This is a genomic window from Paucidesulfovibrio gracilis DSM 16080 (assembly GCF_900167125.1).
Taxonomy (GTDB): Bacteria; Desulfobacterota; Desulfovibrionia; order Desulfovibrionales; family Desulfovibrionaceae; genus Paucidesulfovibrio; species Paucidesulfovibrio gracilis.
The window spans coordinates 1-19,364 of the sequence record NZ_FUYC01000022.1 but is presented as its reverse complement, the minus strand read 5'-3'; the positions used below and the strand labels follow the sequence as shown (position 1 = coordinate 19,364).

Below are 19,364 nucleotides of genomic sequence, written 5' to 3'. Positions count from 1 at the left end.
AGTTTCTTGCTCCCCGGTTTTTCCAACCGCAACATTCGGATTCGACCATGGTCAAACTTCGTCCCGAAACCTTTCCCGGCCCCGGCTGCGTTGTGGAATTCATGCAGGGCAATCAGCCGCAACTGGCTTGGGTGCAGGAAGAAAACTCGGGGAAACTACGCGCGCTCACCGTGAACAAGCGGGAAGTCAAGCTGGCATGCGCCCGCCTGCTCCCCTGGATTGGGCCGCAGAACAATCCGGATGCCAGTCGACAGGAAATTCTGGAGCAGCTTGAGAAGCACCACCAGCGTCGTGGAAGCATTCAGGCGGGTCTGGACGTCATGGAAGTCTGGGAGCTTGCCCAGGGAGAACTGGAAGAAGCCCCGCTGAAATGGTTCGCGGATCTGGTGTTTGACGATCCCAGCCCGGACGAAATGGCGGCGTTGGGCCGTGCTCTGCTGGCGGCAAAAACGCATTTCAAATTTCGTCCACCCATGTTTGAAATCCATCCGGCGGACAAGGTGGACCAGCGGCTTCGGCAAGAAGCCGAGGAACGTGTTCGCGACCGGATTACCGCAGTGGGCCAGGAGCTGTTCAAGTCGCTCTGGACGGCGCAGCGCGAGCCTTCCGGATTAGAGTTGCCCGAGGAAGTGGCCGAAGGATTGCGGGCGCTGCTGTTGGATCAGATTTCCGGCACCGCAGACGAAAAGGCCGATAAATTGTGGGCCGGACTGCGCAAGGGCTTGCCCGAACATCCGCATCAGGCTTTGGTGCTGGCCCGTGCCTGGGGGATTGTGGAACCGCACCATAATCATCTGCTGGATGAGGCCGGATACACCATGGATGATTCCTGGAGTGCGGCCTTGGCGGACGAGGTGCGCGAGCTGCGGGAAACCGTTGCCGTGCATGCAGCCACACCTTTGGATACGCCCTTTGTAAGTATAGATTCAGCCACCACGCGGGACATTGATGACGCCTTTTTTGTGGAGCGGCAGGGAGAAGGCTATCGCCTGAGCCTGGCCTTGGCCCGTCCCTTGGGATGGCGGTTTGGTTCGGCTTTGGATCGGGCCGTGGCTCAGCGGGCAACCAGTCTGTATCTGCCGGAAGGCACCGGACACATGCTACCCCATTGTTTGGGCCTGGACGCCTTCAGCCTCATGGCCGGGCAAACCCGACCCGCATTGGTGACCGAATTTCTCTTCGGTCCGGGCGGAGCCTTGCTTTCGGTCACGCCGAGCCTGGAGTGGGTCCGGGTGGCCGCGAATACGCCGTATGAAGTGGCGGAAGAAGCGTTGGACAACCATGCGGATCCCATGCTTGAAACAGCGCTGGAATTGGCCAAGCTGTTGTTCAAACAGCGACTCAAAGCCGGGGCTTCGATCATCAAGCGGCCCGATCCGGAGGTGACGCTTTCGGGCGACGGGGTGGATGTCCGGGTGGAAGTGGAGGTGAAGCAGCCCACGTTGAAATCCTCGCTCACGGTGAGTGAATTCATGATTCTTGCCAACAGCGCCTTGGCCGATTGGGCAGCCCGCCACCATGTGCCCCTGCTGCACCGGACGCAGAATATTGCCCTGCCGTCCGAGGCACAGGGAATTTTTTCCGCTCCCGAGGATATTTTTCGTGCGGTCAAGTACATGGCTCCTCCCTTGCTGGAAGCGCACCCCAAACGGCACGCGGCCCTGGCCGTGGACGCCTACGCGCCCATCACCTCGCCCATCCGCCGCTATACGGATTTGATCAATTCCGCGCAGGTGGCCGGATATCTGGACAACGCAACTCCTCCGTTCAGTCAGGAGGGCTTAGAAGCGCTGCTTCCCGGGTTAAGTTCCCGAATCGGGCAGGTTTCCCAGATTCAGCGGTTCCGGCCGCGCTATTGGAAGCTGCTGTACCTGGCCCAGAATCGAAAACAACGGCATTCGGCTGTGTTGGTGGAGGAAAACGGACCGTATCCCAGCTTGGCCATGCCCAAACTGCAAATGAATGTTCGCGCCCCGCGTGCCTTGCTGGGGGATAAATTGTATCCCGGGCAACGGTTTCAGCTTAAATTCGGGCGTGTCGATCCGCTGACCAATACAATCAAAATCGCCGAGGCGCTTGAGGAATAGGACGGCTGTCCTGCCTTGAGCCGATGACACAAAGGAGCCACCATGCACTGGATATTCTGGCCCATTGCTTCCTATCTTCTGGGAGGCGTTCCTTTTGGATTACTACTGGCCAAACTTAAGGGTGTGGACATCCGCACCCAAGGCAGCGGCAACACCGGAGCCACCAATGTGGCCCGCACCTGCGGCCTGCCGCTCGGCCTGACGGCCCTGGCCTTTGATCTGCTCAAGGGCTTGGTGCCTGTATACATAGCCACAGGCATGAGCGACCATTGGCTTTTTTTGAGCCTGAGCACTCTGGCCCCGATTCTCGGCCATGTGTATTCCCCGTTTCTCGGCTTCAGGGGGGGCAAGGCGGTGGCCACCACCATTGGTGCCTTTCTGGGGCTGGCCTTCCTGCCCACCCTGGTGTGCGTTGTCATTTGCATCGTGGGTATTTTTGCCTCGGGCTACGTTTCCATGGGGTCGCTTCTTTTTGGCGCGGCGTTACCCGTGGCCATGCTTGTTTCCGGTCGCATGGAGCTGGCCCCGGTGGCTCTGGTCGTGACGCTGCTTCTGTATTGGCGTCATCGTGAAAACATCGCCCGCCTGGCCCGCGGACAGGAGAATCCCTGGCGGCGCAAAGTTACGTAATTATCATCTTTTCTTGAGAAAAAAACAGCCCGGATGCGTATCGCGCCCGGGCTGTTTTCGTTCGTGTCGGTTGACGGCGACAATCTTTTTCAAAGCTTGATTCTTTGTGGTTGAGCGGCCATTATACTTAGATATCCCATCTTATTCCCAGGAGAGTCCATGTCCTCGCCCCGCCGGTATGCCGTGTATTCGATTCTTGCTTCCCTTGTGACCCTGGCTCTGAAGTTCGGTGCCTGGCACATGACCGGCTCTGTGGGGTTGCTTTCCGACGCCACCGAAGGACTCGTCAATTTGACCGCTGGTGTTTTGGCGCTCACGGCTCTGACGATTGCTCTGCGTCCGGCGGACAAGGCGCATGCTTACGGACATGGTAAGGCCGAATATTTTTCCGCTGCCGCCGAGGGGCTGCTTATTTTGGCCGCTGCCGGCGGTATCATCTACGCGGCGGTGGATCGTTTCCTGCATCCGCAGGAACTTACGGGCTTGGGTTGGGGGCTTTTGGTGGCCTTGGTGGCGGGCGGTGTGAATTGGGCAACGGCCCACGCCATGCTTAAAGCGGCGTATCGTTTTGATTCCATTACCCTGGAAGCGGACGCCAAGCATTTATTGACGGATGTCTGGACATCGGCAGGACTTGTGGCGGGGCTGGCTGTTTTGCTCGTTGCGCCTTCTTCGTGGCACATTCTGGATCCCATCATTGCCTGTATTATGGCCGTGAATATCGTGGTCACGGGGTTGGGGCTGTTGCGCCGCTCCATCGGCGGCCTGATGGATGCGGCGTTGCCCGACCATGAAGTGGATGCCATTATCCGCATTATTCAGGATGAGGCGGGGAAGGAAACTCCTTTTCATGGTCTGCGGACGCGCAAGGCAGGCAACCGTCGATTCGTGGATTTCCATTTGCTTCTGCCCGGGACCACCAGTGTAAAGCGCAGTCACGACCTTACGGATCGTATCGAAAACCGTATTTACGGCGAATTGTCCAACTGTCATGTGACGATTCATGTGGAGCCGCTGGAGGATCACCGATCCTGGGACGGTCCCCAGGTCGGTGGGCTTTGCTCACGCAAGAATGGTTGACCACAGGGGAACGAGACAGCGCTCGGCAAGGATGCGGGGTTATCTGCCCGACGATGAAACGAGTTTCAAGCGCGGACATAGTGAGCGCTTCGGGTAATAGACCTGTATTTCCGGCGGGACGGGTTGCGCGTGCGGCAGCATGGACTTCAGATAGGCATGCAACCCGCTTTTCAGGGCATTCTGTGGTTCGTCAAGTCGTGTACAAAACACTTCCCCCCAGTTTGTGGTGTACACGGCCGTCAAATCCAGGAGTTTGTCACTCTCGGGAGGCGCCGTGAGGTTGGCCACGAGAAGCGCTCGGGTGATCCGTTCCTGTCGGAGGAAGGTATCCGGGTCGATATTGAATGTTGTTGACGTGATGAGCGATCTGTCGAGTTTGTTCAGGATATTGCGTACATCCGGAGTGGAAAGCGGCGCGATGTTTTGATCGGCATGTAGCAAGGCGTCGGGGGTATAGAGCTTATTGAACACCATCCAGGCAAACATGCGGATGGGCAATGGGGAGCGGGCCAGGATTTCGTATTGTTCCGCGTGGGCCCGACCTTTTTTTCCTGCCTTGCCCGCAATGGTCCATGTGGTTGGCTTGCCGGGATTTTTTTGTGCGGAGAGGTGTAACTCGGCAAAATGTCGCTGCGGAATGCCGAGAATGGGAACGCGTTGGATTTTATTTTTTTTCGAAGCGTAGTTTACGGCAATGCGTCGTCCGAGCCGGGTGAGGTCGGCCGGATCGATGGCGGCTTTGGCCCGGGCTTGCGGGGTGTTGCGGATGCGGGTGTAGCTGCTGATCATGTGGCGGCTGATATCGTTTCCGAAACGCAGAGCCTGGGCAAAGGACACGGGGGCCGGGGCGCTGACCTGGGAAAAAGTGGACGCCTTGGAAAAAAGTTTCAACAGATGCGCATGCTCATGCTCGACGGGAATGCTGGAAAGCCGGGGCCATGTCTGCATTTCCGTTTTGAGGCGCAGGGCGCGCGGTACCAGCTGCATGGCTTCGGCATTGTCGAGCGCTCGGTAATGATTGCACACGGTACGGGCCATGGCCGTGTAAGGATCCGCCGGAGCGGCTTCATGTCCGCGCAGGATGTCGCGTTTGATGCGGTCGCAAAGAAGGGGGCGCGTTGGCCCTTCGTGGGCGTATTGCTCCAAGAGACCGAGTTTGAGTATGGACTTGAATGGGCTGTCGATGCCTTTGACGATCTGCCAGAGGGCGGCGCCGAGGAACTCACTGGCCGGGACAGGTGCGGCATGCCCGTTGTCCATGAAGCGTCGGGGTTGTGCCAAGGGGTCACTTTGGGCCATGTTCAGCCAGGCACCGTAATGCGTTGCGGAACATTCCGGAGGTGTGAGCCACCACCCCGGAATCTTTCCGGCCAGAATCACGCAGGTGCGGTAATACTCCTCCTTGAGCATGAGTGCCTGAGCGGTGCCGGAGCTTTCCTTGTCGCTGAATCCGAAATTGTTCTGTTTAACGTCTTCCTGGCGCATGAGAAAGAAATGCGCTTCCACCCCGAATGTCTCTTCGGCCCAACGGGATAAGGCATCCAGCTTGTTGCGCAGTCCCTCGACGGCTTTGGGAGGGGCGCTGTCGGCATCGTAGCAGACCCAGAAGTCCGCGTCCGAGTGACGTGTTTGCGCCACGGTCCCCACACTGCCTATGGTGGAGAGGGAGGCGATGATCAGAGGCGATCCTTGGGGAGGTGTTGCCGAGCTGCTGGGGAACCATTGCTTTACCAGGTCCAGCGTGGTGGGATCCGGTGTGTAGCCGGCGATTCGGCAAACAGGCACTCCCTGCAAGCCCTGAGCCTCTTCGAACACCGTGGAGGAAATCAGAAAGGGGACGATCGTGAGGAAAGGAGTGTCCTGCGCCGTTTGTTGCGCAAGGCGGATGCGGCGTTGGTTGTTTCGCCGCATTTTGGTTTCCTGGATGCGGATGCTGCGAAGTCGGCACCATACGATTGTGGGTTTCGGAGCCACTGAGGCGAACGTTGCGTTTGGTGGCGCGGCGCTGGTGCGCAAGGCCTTGACACAGAACTGTTCGGCCAAAATGCTTTGTTGCCGGATTTCATCCATATCCACGGACGGCAGCCCTGTGGCGGCACCGAATACCCGCGAGTTCTGGACGGTACAGTGCTGCATTTCGCAGCTTTGGCTTTCGATTTCGTGAAAAATGGTGTGCCGGAGCGAGGAGTACAGCCAGGTTGTTCCGGCAAATGTCGTCTGGTGCCAGACCGTACCCGTTACCCAGAGACAGCGCATGAGCACGGAGAGCAGTTCGCAATGCTGGAAGCGGCAGCGTGTAAGTGTGCACCCGCGGAATCGGAACAGGCGGAATGCGCAGGTATCCCAGAGCACCGAGCCAAGGACTGAATACTCAATGGCGCAGCTTTCCAGCTCACAGTTTGTGAACATGCTGTCAGTAAAATCGCATCGGATTAATTGGCAGTCTTGCAGCCGGGTTTCATGCAGCCGGGTGTTGCGAAAACAGCAGTTCGTAAACGTGCAGCCCGTGAAATCCGCCTCAAGCAGCGTGGAGTCGGAAAAATCGACCCCGAAAAATGTGGTTCCAACGAACTGGACCTGGTGAAAATGGGATTCGTGGATATCCAAATTGGAAATGGTCCGTCCCTGGAATGCGCTGTTGTGCAAAACGCTCTGCGGACGTTGATGGTCCCGCGGGTTCGGGGTGTTTTCGAGCAGTTCCCCAAGCGAGGATTGTTTTTTGCGGAACAGTCGTTTCAGTGCGTTGCCGTTGGCCTGACACGGGCGTGCAGCGGGCGGTTGCGGGGTTTGGAGTTTCAGGGAATCAAGCCGTTGTTCTCGGACCCTGCTTGCCGCGGCGGCGTGAGCCGTGAGGCTTTCCGTGCCGAACAGGGCAGGTTCCGTGGCCAGCCGTTCGGTGAAGCCGGGTTGCAGTTCCGTGATGCATTGCATCATGGTGGCGCAGGCTTGTTGGCGCTGGCCCGGTGGCAGCGGCTTGAGAAAGGCATGCGCGTCCGGAGCGGTCAACGTGGGAACCAGGTTGGGCAGGGCGTGGGCCAATTGGGGTGATTTGGCGCAAAGGGACTCCACCAGCTCCCCGACACAAGGGGAGCCAAGACGGTCCAACCCGACGATGGCGGTCGGGATGAGTTTTAAAATGCCGGAGGAACGGGCCAGAAGCTCCAGAGCCTGAAGCGAGGTCGCGTCGTCGGGAGAGAGTGTCCCGGCCAGCCGCCGGATGGCTTCGGGAGAGGCAAGTCTTGGGTGTTTGACGCAGCGCAGAAGCAGCTGTTTGGCCGTATCGGCCAGCCGCAGGGCATGGACGCATCGGCAGGACCGCAGCATAGCGCTGGAAGACGTCAGCGCGTTTTGCAGCAACGCGGATGAGAATGCGGTGGTGCACAGTTTTGCTTGCAGCACCGAGGAAATCCGTTCGCCGTCGAGATTGAGTTCCAGGGCAAAGGTCTGAAGCTCCGCGTCGGAAATGTCGGAACACTGATTTGCCAGGGAGTCCATCCAGGAAACCAAGGCCTTGTCCAATTCATGCCGAACCGGAAGCAGGGCGTGAAGCAATCCGGGCAGACAATGGCTGGGCAGAGAATCCAAAAGACTGGTGCAAACCGAAGGGTTTACGTTCCCCCGAACCAGAAGCCTCCCCGTCATGTGCCAGCCGCTGGGACCAAGGCGAAGCAAACCGGAGAGGGTGGCATTGAGCATGGCGCTGCTCCGGCGGGCGAGGGCCAGATTGTGCAAGTGCACCACTGTATCGTCCAAAGCGGCCCGAAGCTCCAGGGAAACAGCGTGTTGACCGCTTTGCAGCATTTGCTGGCGAGCTTTCACCAAAGGGGATAACAACGCGGCAAGGTCCGTATCTTCCATTGGTCTGGGAGGATACAGGTGGGTGCCGAGTGTTTCGGCCAGTTGGTGAAAATCGGGCGTGGGCGCCATGTATGTTCCAGTATTCACGGAGAGTGGAAGGGAGCCGATGCCAAGGCGCACGGCGAAAGACCCTGGCCGGGCGGAGCGCAAGCCGCTCCTATGCTCCAAACTGTGAGGGATATTTGCAGGCTTTGTCCGTTGAAGTCAAATCGAGTTACAAAGCAGAATCGCCACATTTGGCTGGGGAGACCATGGAATCCGGGCGTATGTTGCCCCGGAATGGACAGTTGGACACCGGTCAAGTCCAAATTGCGGCACAAAAAAGCGTTGTTTCCTTGAAACGTGGAGTTGGGAAAGACCATCGCACGGTATGCGTGAACGAATTTTCGACCGCAGTCGAGCCTTACGCCGGCTTTCGGGCAAGTGCGGCCAATGCTGCAACGCAGTGCCGACTACAGGCCGTCCTTTGCCGCAACAGTTCCGAGCGGTTCAGGATTCGTCGGACAGCTGCGAACAGCGGATGGGATCGGCGCAGCGCCAGAGCAGACGGCGTTCCTTGATGTCAAAGTGGGGTGTGACATTGTGAACATTGCCGCACAGTTCGCAAGCGTGTTCCTGCCCGGCTTCAAAGAAGTTGATCCGCCGCAGTTCATCGCTGAATTGTCGGACAATGGGAAACATGGGATGGTTCGCATGCCGCTTTTCGTCGCGGCTCTTGAGTCGGCCATCCTTGTTTACGTTCACGTTGATGGTGCGGACCTTGGAAAGAACGCCTTCCTTTTTGTTCATGACGAACTTGACCGGCTCCGTCCACTTGCAAACGATTCGCTTGTTGTTCGGGTTGTAGTGACATGTCATTGTCATATCCTCCGTTGAAGGTGTCCGCTGTGGCATCGGCCGTATTCGGAGCACGCGGAAATCGGCGCGCACTTCCCGATCAGGACCGGCGGACCGGTCCTGTTCGAGAGGGTACGGTTGAAGGGGGAATGGGGAATGCTAGATGGCGTAATCCACGACGCGACGTTCACTGACCACTTGCTTGATGAAGTCCACGCATTCCAGGTGGGCCGGATGCGTTGCGTAGGTGCTCAGGTCATCCATGTTGTCGAACTCTGAAAAGAGCAGTACATCACATTCGGGAACGGATTCTCGGATGTCATGGCTGACTTCAATGCTACGCAACACGGGAATCACACCCTGCAATGCTTCAAGCATCTGCTTCATCTTCGCAGCATTTTCATCCGCGGAGTTCCCAAGCGCCTCAGGCTTAAGCTTCCACATCACGATGTGCTTGATCACGACACTTTCCCTCTCTTATATTTATTCATAACTACAATAGTCGATACGTCAATCACTTTTTGACTACATCGTATCGAAAATAACAGCCCGCTCCACATCCGCGGCACTGGCGGTACCGGTCATCACCATGGCTTGCGTGAGCTGTGCCTTGAGTGTTTCCAGATACTTGACGACGCCCTCACGTCCGCCGCCAACCGTGGCGATGGAAAATGGGCGGCCGATCATCACGGCATCCGCACCAAGCGCCAAAAGTTTGAGGATGTCCGCACCGGAGCGGACGCCGCCGTCCGCAAGAACAACGGCGCGGCCTTGCACGGCGCTGGAGACCGCTGGGAGGACTTCGGCCACGCCCGGCGTATGATCCAGGACGCGACCGCCGTGGTTGGAAACAACAATGGCATCGGCGCCGCAGTCCACGGCCAGGCGTGCCTCATCCGGAGTCATCACTCCTTTGAGGATGAACTTCATGTCCGTGTGGCCGATAATTTCCTTCAGCTGTTTTGGCGTCTTGGGAGCCACGGGACGGCCCATAAGCCGCAAGGTGATCAGCCCTGCCGCATCAATGTCCATGCCCATGATTCGGGCACCGGTTTCGGCCGCGAGGTCGATCTTGCGGAACAGTTCGTCGTCTTCCCAAGGTTTGATAAAGGGGATGCCCCGGCCACTCACGGCCCGAATAGCGTCAAAGCCGCCCTGGTGGATGAAGTCGGGTACCCCATCTCCGGTACAGCCCATGATCCCGGCATCGTCACAGCCCTGGAGCTTGGCCATGATGTATTCTTCTTCGGGCATGGCGTCGGCCATGTTGAAGGATACGCCGCCGATGGGCGCGGCCAGGACCGGAATGTCGAGATGTTCTCCCAAAATTTGTACGGACGTATCCGGCTGGGCCACATCATGAATCAGGCGCATGTTCAGCCGATAGCGGGCCAGCGCTTCGATGTTGGCCCGGAACGAGGCGCCGGTGCCGAGTCCACCCATGCCAGGTACCTCGCCGGAACAGGCTCGCCCGTCACAGACCGGGCAAACACGGCAGGTTCCCTGAAAACGTTCCTTGGCGGTTTTGCGGATTTCTTTCATGGCGTGCTCTCCTTGGCTTGGCTTCCCCGCCCCGATGCGTCGGACCACCGGAGTGGCCCGACGTGTGGGATAGGGAAGCGTTAACTACTTTTTACGCTGTTCAGCCACGGCCTCGGCAATGTGCCGGACCTTGATGGAGGAGCCACGGCGTTCGGCTCCGCCGCGCAACTGCATAATGCAGCCGGGGCAGTCCGTAAGCAGCTCCTCGGCACCGGTGGCTTCGGCGTCGGCCAGCTTCTTGTTCAGCAGCTCGGCGGACAACTCCGGGAACTTCATGGAGAAGGTTCCACCAAACCCACAACAGACTTCTTCCTCGTTGCAAGGCTCGTAGTCAAGACCGGCGGAGCGCATCAGGTCGCGGGGAGCGTCTTTGACGCCCAGGCCGCGGCAAAGGTGGCAGGGAGCATGATAGGTGACCTTGCGGCCCTTATCCTGAAACTCCTTGGGTTCCACTTGGAGTACATCGCTCATGAACGAGCTGTAATCGATGACCTTTTCGGCAAAAGCCTTGGCCCGTGGCTCCCAGACATGATCACCGGCCAGCAGCTTGACATAGCCGTGCTTCAGATGGGAGGCGCAGGATGCGCAGGAGCAGATCACATATTCCACGTCGCTCTGTTCAAAGGCGCGGATGTTCTGCCGGGCCACGTCGCGCGCGGCTTTGGTCTCGCCCATCATCTGGGCGGGCAGACCGCAACAGGATTGCTCCATGGGGAAGTCCACGGCAACGCCGTGTCCCTCAAAGGACTGGAGCGTGGCGGTGAGCTGATCCGGGTAGACGAAGTCCTGCACGCAGCCGGAGAACAAGGCCACCTTGTGTTTGGGAGCGGAGACGTGGGGTTTGACTTCAAGCCAGCGGTCCCGGAAGGCCTTGTCCGCAATGGCGGGCAGGGCGCGGAAGTTTTGCTCCTTGGCAAAGACCATGGGCAGATGACGCAGGAAGCCGTTCTTTTCCTTTACAGGAGCCTGCGCCCAGCGGGCGGTTTTCAGCAGGCGATGGAACAGCTTGCGGTTGGAGAGCACCTTGCCCAGCAGCACGGACTTCATGGGGTGGCCTTCCTCGTCCTGGATACGGGCGTGGATTTCCTTGATCAGGCGCGGCAGATCAATGCCCCCGGCGCAGATATCCGCACAGGCGCCGCAGTTGATGCAGTTCTGCACCAGGTTGCGGGCCTTGTCGCGGCCGTGGAAGAAGTAAGTCAGAATCAGGCCGATGGCACCGATGTAGATGTGACCCATCTTGTGGCCGCCCACCAGACGGTACACCGGGCAAACATTGGCACAGGCACCGCAACGCACGCAGCGGAGCACTTCCTTGAAGACAGGATCCTTGGCCAGAGCCGAACGGCCATTGTCCAGGAAGACCACATGCATTTCCTTGCGGTCGTCCTCAGCGGCGAGACACTGGTTCGCGCCGGTGATCCAGGTAACGTAGGAAGTCAGCGCCTGACCCGTAGCGTTTTTGGGCAGCACCTTGAGTACACGCAGGGCGTCGTGGACCGTGGCGGTCAGCTTGTCCAGACCGGCCAGGGCCACGTGAACACGCGGCAGGGTGGTCACCAGACGGGCGTTGCCTTCGTTGGTGACGATGCCGATGCTTCCGGTTTCGGCCACGCAGAAGTTGGCCCCGGAAATACCCATGTCGGCCTCGGCGTATTTGCGCCGAAGTTCGCGGCGGGCCACCTTGACCAATTTTTCAATGTCGTTGTCCTGCTCTTTGCCCGTGACGTTGCCAAAGAGGTCGGCCACCTGGAAGCGGGAGAGGTGGATGGCGGGCATGACCATGTGGGTCGGCCCTTCGTGGCGCAGTTGGATGATCCATTCACCCAGGTCCGTTTCCGTCACCTCCAGCCCGATGTCTTCCAGATGGTGGTTGAGGAGGGTTTCCTCCGCAGTCATGGACTTGGATTTGACGATCTTTTTGCAATTGGATTGCTGAGCGATTTGACCAATAATTTTGTTCGCTTCGTCGGCATCCTTGGCAAGGTGGACATGAACGCCCGCGGCTTCGGCTTTTTCCTTGAACTCGCGGAATAGTTCGTCCATATGTTGGGCCGCATAATCCTTGCTGTCCGCGATGTCCGAGATCAGCGCTTTGACGTCCACATCTTTGAAGGCGTTGGCGCGACCGGCGCGATAGGCAACGGCAAAGGTGTCCAGGGTCTTGCGCAGGAATTCATTATCCAGGGATTCCCGAAGCTCGGTACGATAATCTTTGATGTCTTTTGCATTTTGCATGGCTAGGCCTCCAGGAGCAGGATGTGGAGTTCCAGGGGGCCGTGGACGCCGAGGGCGAGAACGCGCTCAATGTCCGCGGTACGGGACGGACCCGTGATCATGGCCGTGTAGCTGGGACCGTTGCCCAGCCGGTCGGTCAGAGCCTGTTCCATATCGTAGGAATCGCCCTTGATGGCGGATTTGGGCAACACGGCTACGTGGTGTTCGGCCACCATGGTGGCCAGCCGGACTTCCTCATCGTTGGAGTCCAGCAACAGCGTGCCGGTTTCCGCAATACCGCCCTGGCAGACAGTGAATCCGATGTCGATTCCGGCCAGATGCTTGCGCATGCCGCTTTGGATGCAGTCGAAGTCCTGGGCCGCGCACAGTTCGGCCAGTTTATCAAAGTCGGCTTGTTCCAGGTTGGGGGCGGCCACAACTTTGCGTTGCTTGGTGTCGCACATGTCCTGGGCCGGGTCGGAGACCGCCTCACCGCAGCCGGACATCATCAACTGGCAGGCTTCCTTTTTATCGCAGAGTTCCACGACAAAACGGTAGGCCTCGTCCATGGAGGCCACTTCCGTGACCTGGGCCGAAACCAGTTTGGCCTTTTCCTTGAACAGTTCAATATGGTCGCTCATGGCGTTTCCTTTCGCGTCGTTGGTTAGCCCGCAACGAGTTCACGGGTCTGACGCGCGATTTCCAGTTCTTCATTGGTGGGGATGACCCAGATCTGAACGCGGCTGTCGTCGGCATGGACAGCGCGCGGTTCTTTGACGCGGCCCGCGTTCTTTTCCTGGTCGATGCTGATGCCCAGGGCTTCCAAGCCCTGAACGCTCATGGCCCGGGCGATATCGTCGTTTTCGCCGATGCCCGCGGTGAACACGATGGCGTCCACCTTGCCCTCCAGGGCGGCCAGATAGGAACCGATGTATTTCCGGGTGCGGTAGGCCACCATGTTCAGGGCCAGTTCCGCCTTTTCGTCACCCTTTTCCACGGCGGCGTGGATGTCGCGCATGTCGTTCATGCCGCACAGCCCGAGGAGACCGGATTTTTTGTTCATGATCATGTCAATTTCGGAGAGCTTCAATCCCTTGGCCCGCTCCAGGAAGGCGTAGACCGCAGGATCAATGTCGCCGCAACGGGTACCCATGATCAATCCGGCCAGCGGAGTGAGTCCCATGGAGGTGTCCACGCACTCGCCGCCCTTGACCGCACTCATGGAGCAGCCGTTCCCCAGGTGCAGGGTGATGAGGTTGCACTCCTCGGGCTGCTTGCCCAAGAGCCTTGCCGCCTCGCCCGCAACGTATTTGTGGGAGGTTCCGTGGGCGCCGTAGCGTCGCAGCCGCAGTTCCTCGTACATTTCATACGGCATGGCGTACATGTACGCCTCGGGCGGCATGGTCTGATGGAAGGCTGTATCAAAGACCACCACCTGGGGCACATCCGGGAAGAAGCGTTTGGCCGTGCGGATTCCCGCCAGGTGAGCTGGATTGTGCAACGGAGCCATAAGGATGGTGTCCTCAATGGCCTGCTCCACTTCGTCCGTGACCACGGTGGGGGCATGGAACTTATCGCCGCCGTGGACGATGCGGTGGCCGACGGCACCGATTTCCTTCAAGTCCTTGATCACGCCCTTTTCCGGGTGGATGAGCAGGTCGATGACCAGCTTCATGCCGGTTTCATGCTCGGGAATGGGCTGTTCCAGGGTGGTCTTGCATTCGTTGTCCGTGTCCGGGAACGCTTTATAGGACACGGCCCCGGAGGGCTCGCCGATGCGTTCCACCAGCCCGGAGGCCATGACGCTTTCATCGGTCATGTCCAGCATCTGGTACTTGATGGAAGAGCTGCCGGCGTTGATAACGAGTATTTTCATAATGGTGCCTAGAGGAGTCCTTTCTCGGCCTGCGCCTGGATGGCGGTGATGGCCACGGTGTTGACGATATCGGGAACAGTGCAGCCGCGGGACAGGTCATTCACAGGTTTGTTCAGACCCTGGAGCACGGGACCAATGGCCACGGCTCCGGAGGCACGCTGCACAGCCTTATAGGTGTTGTTGCCGGTGTTGAGGTCCGGGAATACGAACACGGTTGCCTTGCCTGCCACTTCGCTGAAGGGCAGTTTCGTTTTTGCCACTTCCGCGTCAATGGCCGCGTCGTATTGAATCGGGCCTTCGATGAGCAGGTCAGGTGCCTTTTCCTTGGCCAGCCTGGTGGCTTCGATGACCTTTTCCACGTCCGCGCCCTTGCCGGACGAACCCGTGGAGTAGGAGAGCATGGCCACGCGGGGTTCCACACCGAAAATGGAAGCGGTTTCCGCGGAGCCGATGGCGATTTCCGCAAGCTGCTGGGCATTGGGATTCGGGTTCACGGCGCAGTCGCCGTAGACCAGCACCCGGTCCTTGAGGCACATCAGGAACACGCTGGACACGATGGACGCGCTCGGCTTGGTTTTGATGAATTCGAAGGCCGGACGAATGGTGGCGGCCGTAGTGGTCACGGAGCCGGACACCATGCCGTCGGCGTGGCCTTTATGGACCATCATGGTGGCGAAGTAGGTGGGATCGATGATGCGGTCCCTGGCGTCCACCTCGCGGATACCCTTATGCTGGCGCAGCTCGTAGTAGGTCTGGGCGTATTCGTCCAGAAGTTTGGACTGTTCGGGCAGGACCACGTCAGCGGAGCCGATGTCCAGACCGAGGCGCGAAGCCTGGGAGCGGATTTCATCCGGGTTGCCGAGCAGGGTGATGTCGGCCACTCCACGGCGCAGCAGGATATCGGCCGCACGCAGGATGCGGTCCCCGGAGCCTTCAGGCAGCACAATGCGCTGTTTGTTGGTCCGGGCTTTTTCCACCAGACCGTATTCGAACATCTTGGGGGTGACGCGATTGGAGCGGCGGGTCACAAGACGGTTTCGCAGCTCGTCCACATCCACATGGCGCTCAAAGGCACCCAGGGCAGTGGCAATGCGTTTGTCATCCTCGGGATCGATACGGCCGTAGAGCATGCTCAGGCGTTCCACTGTTGGGAAGGTGGACTCCTTGACGCTGAGCACGGGGACAGGCACGCCGGTCCAACCCATGATCAGTTTTTTCACGCTTTCCGATGGCTCCAGATCTCCCGTCAAAACAATGCCGGAGATGTCCGGATAGTTAGACGAGAGTCTGGAGGCCAAACTGGAAAGGATGATGTCGGAGCGGTCGCCGGGCGTGATGATCAGCCCGCCCGGTTCAAGGTATTCCAGGAAGTGGCTGATATGCATGGCCGCAATGATGTAGCTCTGGGCCAGGTTGTCCATGCCTTCTTCGCTGAAGAGGGCTTTTGCGTTCAGCCACTTGCCCACGTCGCCCACGGTGGGTTTGCCCAGGGCGTCCACTTCCGGGATGGCGTAGACGAGCAACGGCTCGTCGCAGCGAGCCACGCAGCGGATGTTCTGGGTGATTTCCCGTACGTCGGTATCCGCCTTGAGCTTGTTCACGATGCAGGCGGTCACGTCTACGCTTTTGTCTTCCAGGGCTTCCACGTTCAACTGGGCCGAGCGGGTGATGTCCCGCGGGGTCTGGCCGCCGTTGCCGTTGCAGACCAACATGGCGGGCGCGCCCAGGTTGGCGCAGATGTCCGCGTTCAGGTCAAACTCGAAAGCCGAGTCTTGTCCTTGGAAGTCCGTACCCTCGCAGAGCACGAAGTCGTATTGTGCCTCGAGCCTTTTGTATTTTTCCAGGATTTCTTCCTGGAGCTGGGCATACTGTCCGGCTCCGATCCTCTCCCGGGCCTCGCTCAGGGTGAAGCCGTAGGCGGTTTCATAGTCCTGATTGAGGTTGAAGTGGGAGAGGATCAGGCTGATGTCGTGATCCCTGCCTTCGTTCGCCTGGATGATGGGCCGGAAAAAGGCGACCTTCCGCAAGTGGCTGGAAAGCAATTGCATCAGGCCCAGCGCAATGGCGGATTTGCCGCTTCGCGGCCCGGTGGCGGTGACATACAGGTTTTTTGACATGGGCTGATTTTCCTTAGGTTGTTCGGTTACTCAGCCGAACTGATCATCTCCGCGTAGCATTCGATGACGTGTTTCACGCGTACGCCCTTGTTCCGGTGGGAGAGCATGTCCGTGAGCTGGATCATGCAGGCCGGGCAAGAGGTGGCGGCCACGTCCGCGCCCGAGGCGATGACGTTGTCGGCTTTTCTGTTTCCAATATCCTTCGACAAATCGTGATGATACACGGTGAAGCTGCCGCCGCAGCCGCAGCAGACACCGGCTTCGTTCATTTCCTTGAACTGATACCCCGGATTGGCCTTCAGCAGCGTGCGCGGCTGTGCCGTGACACCCAGGGAGTTCTTGAGGTGACAGGGGTCGTGATACGTGACCTTGGGCGCCTTGTCGGAGCCGTTTTGCATCTTCACGCCGATCACGTCCACCAGGAACTGACTGATGTCCATGGTCTTGTCGGCCATTTCCTGCAGCGTCTTCACATCCGCGTCCGAGCCTTTATACATGGTGGGCCACAGCTCCTTGATGGTGGAGGTGCAGGTGGCGCACGGGGTGATCAGGTAGTCGAACTCGGCGTTGCGGAATTTGGCCAGGTTGTGCCGGACCATTTGCTTGAAGCTTTTTTCGTCTCCACTGGAAAGGGCGGGAATGCCGCAGCAGGATTGGCCTGCGGGCATGTACACGCCAACACCGTGATGGTGCAGCGCCTTCAGTGAGGCCTTGCCCACCTCCGGATACATTTTGTCCACCACGCAACCGGGATAAAAGGCCACGCGGATGCCGCTCTTGCCTGCTGGTTCGTCCAGGGACGGAACCTGCTTGCGAAACGGTTTTTCCGCCAGCGCCTTAAAGTGGCGGTCCCCCACCACGGGCGCATTGAAACGGGCGCACGAGGAGCCGATGATCTGATCTGCGGGCTTGATGAACATGCCCTGGAATTTTCCAGCCATGCCCGTGAGCAGGTTGAACAGGCCAGGGTGCGCCAGCAGCCGCCGGAAGATGACCTTCTTGGCCGGGGAAAGGCCGAAGTAGCCGGTCATGATGGTGCGGGCCTTGAGGAAGATGTCCACGATCTTCACGCCGCTGGGACAGTTGGCCTGGCAAGTGCCGCAAAGCAGGCAGCGGTTCAGCTGCTCATTGACTCCGTTGGCGTCCTTGAGGATTTCTCCTGCCAGTCCTTCCAAAAGAGCCAGCTTGCCGCGGGTTACGTCGGCTTCCTTGCCCGTGCGCTTGAAGATGGGGCACACGGCCTGGCACATGCCGCATTTCATGCAGTTGGCGAGCTGGTCGTCCAGCTCCTTGAGCATGGTTACGAGTTCATTGATATCAGCCATGATTTCCTCCTTACCAGCCGATGATCTTGCCGGGATTGAGGATGCCCTTGGGGTCGAGCACGGACTTCATGCGGCGGGAATATTCCAGGGTGCCGCGGGTGGTCTCGTTGACCATGTACTTGGACTTGGCCATGCCGATGCCGTGTTCGCCGGACAGGGTGCCGCCCATGCCCAAAGCCTTGTCGAAGATCTCGTCGATGGCCTTTTCAACGCGTCCCCATTCGTCCTTGTCACGCTTGTCCGTGAGGATGGTGGGGTGCAGGTTGCCGTCACCAGCGTGGCCGAAGGTGCCGATGGTCAGGTCGTATTTTTTGCTGATCTGGCCGAGCACGTCGATCATGGCCGGGATTTTGGAGCGGGGTACGGTGGCATCTTCCAGGACGCAGGTGGGCTTGAGGTTGGCCAGGGCGGGCAGGGCGTCGCGTCGGGCCTGCCACACGGCGTCGCGCTGGGTGGCGTCTTCAGCAACCGTAACGGAGGCGGCCTTGTTCTGCTTGCAGATGTCCTCCACCTTGGCGGCGTCTTCTTCCACCTGTGCGGGGTGGCCGTCCACTTCAATGAGCAGCAGCGCCTCGGCATCGGTGGGAAGTCCGGCTTTGCGGAAGTTCTCCACGGTGCGGATGGTGAAATTGTCCATCAGTTCCAAGGTAGCGGGAACGATCTTGGCAGCGATAATGGCGGCCACGGTGTCAGCGGCGGCGTTCATGGACGGGAACACGGCCATCATGGATTTGGCGGCGGGAACCGGCGGCACCAGCTTGAGGGTGATGGTTTCAAATACACCGAGGGTGCCTTCGGAGGCGACCATCAGACCGGTGAGGTTGTATCCCGTGGCGCATTTGACGGTGCGGGAGCCGGATTTGATCAGTTCGCCGTTCACGTCGAAAAAGTCCACGCCCATGACGTAGTCTTTGGTCACGCCGTATTTGAGACCGCGCAGGCCGCCGGCGTTTTCCGCCACGTTTCCGCCGATGGTGGAAACGGCCATGGATCCGGGATCCGGCGGATAGAACAGACCACGGGAGGCTACCTCGGCCGCGAACTGGGCAGTGACCACACCGGGCTGCACGCGGGCGTACAAATCCTGCTCGTTGATTTCCAGGATCTGGTTCAGGGCGTTGGTCAGAATGACGGCTCCGCCGGGATGCGGAATCGTGCCGCCGGTGAGGTTGGTCCCGGCACCGCGTACCGTGATCTTGATGGCGTTTTCGTTGCAGAGGGCCACGGCTTTGCCCAGGGCTTCGGAATTGGTGGGACGCAGCACGATGGCCGGGGACTGGTTGTCGAGCACGGCCCCGTCGTAGGAGTAGGAGTAAAGGTCGGACTCCTCGGTAAACACGTTGTCCTTGCCGAGAATGGCTTCAAACTCTTTGATCAGAGCAGCATTAGCGGACATGATATTCTCCTGAAAAATGTCGGCCCGGAAACCGGGGATACCGGTCCCCGGGCCGTTGTTGCTTTATTGGGTGAGTCTACGCCTTACCATACCTAGAACAGATGGGGCACGAACACGTAGCTCAGCAGCGTGGCCACGATGCCCACCATCAGTCCGTAGAGCAGGAACGGCCACACCGTACGGCGCAGGATCGTATCTTCCTTTCCGGAGAGGCCCACAACCGCGCACACGGCCACGATGTTGTGGATGCAGATCATGTTGCCCATGGCACCACCAACGGCCTGGGCCGCCACGATGATCTGGTGCGGCAGGCTCAGGGTGGAGGCCATGCCCCACTGGAATTCAGCGAAGAGCAGGTCGGACACGGTGTTGGAACCGGTGATGAACGAGCCAAGGCCA

Annotated in this window: 14 protein-coding genes; 3 read left to right on the top strand and 11 right to left on the bottom strand. The window is 59.1% G+C overall.

All coding sequences use genetic code 11. The features are described from left to right. Window positions 1-47: 47 nt before the first annotated feature. From B5D49_RS13160 to B5D49_RS13150, 3 genes are all read left to right on the top strand, one after another. On the top strand, window positions 48-2,087 hold the full coding sequence (locus B5D49_RS13160) for a ribonuclease catalytic domain-containing protein (protein WP_078718177.1): 2,040 nt from the start codon (window positions 48-50) through the stop codon (window positions 2,085-2,087). A gap of 42 nt (window positions 2,088-2,129) precedes the next feature. After that, window positions 2,130-2,717: a glycerol-3-phosphate 1-O-acyltransferase PlsY gene (gene plsY, locus B5D49_RS13155; RefSeq protein WP_078718176.1), complete on the top strand. Its 588-nt coding sequence runs from the start codon at window positions 2,130-2,132 to the stop codon at window positions 2,715-2,717. Between the two features lie 159 nt (window positions 2,718-2,876). After that, window positions 2,877-3,797 (top strand): cation diffusion facilitator family transporter, encoded by a 921-nt coding sequence (locus B5D49_RS13150; RefSeq protein WP_078718175.1) that lies wholly within the window; start codon window positions 2,877-2,879, stop codon window positions 3,795-3,797. A 39-nt stretch (window positions 3,798-3,836) separates the two neighbouring features. Here B5D49_RS13150 and B5D49_RS13145 read toward each other — a convergent pair whose 3' ends face one another. The 11 genes from B5D49_RS13145 to B5D49_RS13095 all read right to left on the bottom strand — a co-directional run. Then, entirely contained in the window at window positions 3,837-7,724 is a 3,888-nt protein-coding gene (locus B5D49_RS13145; RefSeq protein ID WP_078718174.1) for a class I adenylate cyclase, read from the bottom strand. 420 nt (window positions 7,725-8,144) lie between these two features. After that, complete coding sequence (locus tag B5D49_RS13140) at window positions 8,145-8,513, bottom strand: hypothetical protein (RefSeq protein ID WP_078718173.1); 369 nt, start codon at window positions 8,511-8,513, stop codon at window positions 8,145-8,147. 138 nt (window positions 8,514-8,651) lie between these two features. Continuing rightward, complete coding sequence (locus B5D49_RS13135; RefSeq protein ID WP_078718172.1) at window positions 8,652-8,954, bottom strand: Dabb family protein; 303 nt, start codon at window positions 8,952-8,954, stop codon at window positions 8,652-8,654. 63 nt (window positions 8,955-9,017) lie between these two features. Further along, entirely contained in the window at window positions 9,018-10,034 is a 1,017-nt protein-coding gene (locus B5D49_RS13130; protein WP_078718171.1) for an alpha-hydroxy-acid oxidizing protein, read from the bottom strand. An 84-nt stretch (window positions 10,035-10,118) separates the two neighbouring features. After that, a complete protein-coding gene (gene ldhH / locus B5D49_RS13125; protein WP_078718170.1) occupies window positions 10,119-12,272 on the bottom strand; it encodes an L-lactate dehydrogenase (quinone) large subunit LdhH in 2,154 nt (717 codons plus the stop codon). Between the two features lie 2 nt (window positions 12,273-12,274). Further along, a complete protein-coding gene (locus B5D49_RS13120; protein WP_078718169.1) occupies window positions 12,275-12,892 on the bottom strand; it encodes a LutC/YkgG family protein in 618 nt (205 codons plus the stop codon). 23 nt (window positions 12,893-12,915) lie between these two features. Continuing rightward, the gene (locus tag B5D49_RS13115) at window positions 12,916-14,127 is read right to left on the bottom strand and encodes an acetate kinase (protein WP_078718168.1); all 1,212 of its coding nucleotides are present in this window, start codon (window positions 14,125-14,127) and stop codon (window positions 12,916-12,918) included. A gap of 8 nt (window positions 14,128-14,135) precedes the next feature. Then, window positions 14,136-16,244 carry a phosphate acetyltransferase gene (gene pta, locus B5D49_RS13110; protein WP_078718167.1) on the bottom strand — a complete coding sequence of 703 codons (2,109 nt, stop codon included), beginning with the start codon at window positions 16,242-16,244 and terminating at the stop codon, window positions 14,136-14,138. 26 nt (window positions 16,245-16,270) lie between these two features. Further along, window positions 16,271-17,569 (bottom strand): (Fe-S)-binding protein, encoded by a 1,299-nt coding sequence (locus B5D49_RS13105; protein WP_078718166.1) that lies wholly within the window; start codon window positions 17,567-17,569, stop codon window positions 16,271-16,273. Between the two features lie 10 nt (window positions 17,570-17,579). After that, the gene (locus B5D49_RS13100) at window positions 17,580-18,965 is read right to left on the bottom strand and encodes an FAD-binding oxidoreductase (RefSeq protein WP_078718165.1); all 1,386 of its coding nucleotides are present in this window, start codon (window positions 18,963-18,965) and stop codon (window positions 17,580-17,582) included. Window positions 18,966-19,057: 92 nt separating this feature from the next. Continuing rightward, window positions 19,058-19,364: L-lactate permease (locus B5D49_RS13095; protein WP_144019493.1), on the bottom strand; the 307-nt coding region annotated here is incomplete at its 5' end.

Coding starts and splice junctions, on each gene's coding strand:
- B5D49_RS13160 (WP_078718177.1), top strand. CDS start 48: ATGGTCAAACTTCGTCCCGAAACCTTTCCCGGCCCCGGCTGCGTTGTG.
- plsY (WP_078718176.1), top strand. CDS start 2,130: ATGCACTGGATATTCTGGCCCATTGCTTCCTATCTTCTGGGAGGCGTT.
- B5D49_RS13150 (WP_078718175.1), top strand. CDS start 2,877: ATGTCCTCGCCCCGCCGGTATGCCGTGTATTCGATTCTTGCTTCCCTT.
- B5D49_RS13145 (WP_078718174.1), bottom strand. CDS start 7,724: ATGGCGCCCACGCCCGATTTTCACCAACTGGCCGAAACACTCGGCACC.
- B5D49_RS13140 (WP_078718173.1), bottom strand. CDS start 8,513: ATGACATGTCACTACAACCCGAACAACAAGCGAATCGTTTGCAAGTGG.
- B5D49_RS13130 (WP_078718171.1), bottom strand. CDS start 10,034: ATGAAAGAAATCCGCAAAACCGCCAAGGAACGTTTTCAGGGAACCTGC.
- ldhH (WP_078718170.1), bottom strand. CDS start 12,272: ATGCAAAATGCAAAAGACATCAAAGATTATCGTACCGAGCTTCGGGAA.
- B5D49_RS13120 (WP_078718169.1), bottom strand. CDS start 12,892: ATGAGCGACCATATTGAACTGTTCAAGGAAAAGGCCAAACTGGTTTCG.
- B5D49_RS13115 (WP_078718168.1), bottom strand. CDS start 14,127: ATGAAAATACTCGTTATCAACGCCGGCAGCTCTTCCATCAAGTACCAG.
- pta (WP_078718167.1), bottom strand. CDS start 16,244: ATGTCAAAAAACCTGTATGTCACCGCCACCGGGCCGCGAAGCGGCAAA.
- B5D49_RS13105 (WP_078718166.1), bottom strand. CDS start 17,569: ATGGCTGATATCAATGAACTCGTAACCATGCTCAAGGAGCTGGACGAC.
- B5D49_RS13100 (WP_078718165.1), bottom strand. CDS start 18,965: ATGTCCGCTAATGCTGCTCTGATCAAAGAGTTTGAAGCCATTCTCGGC.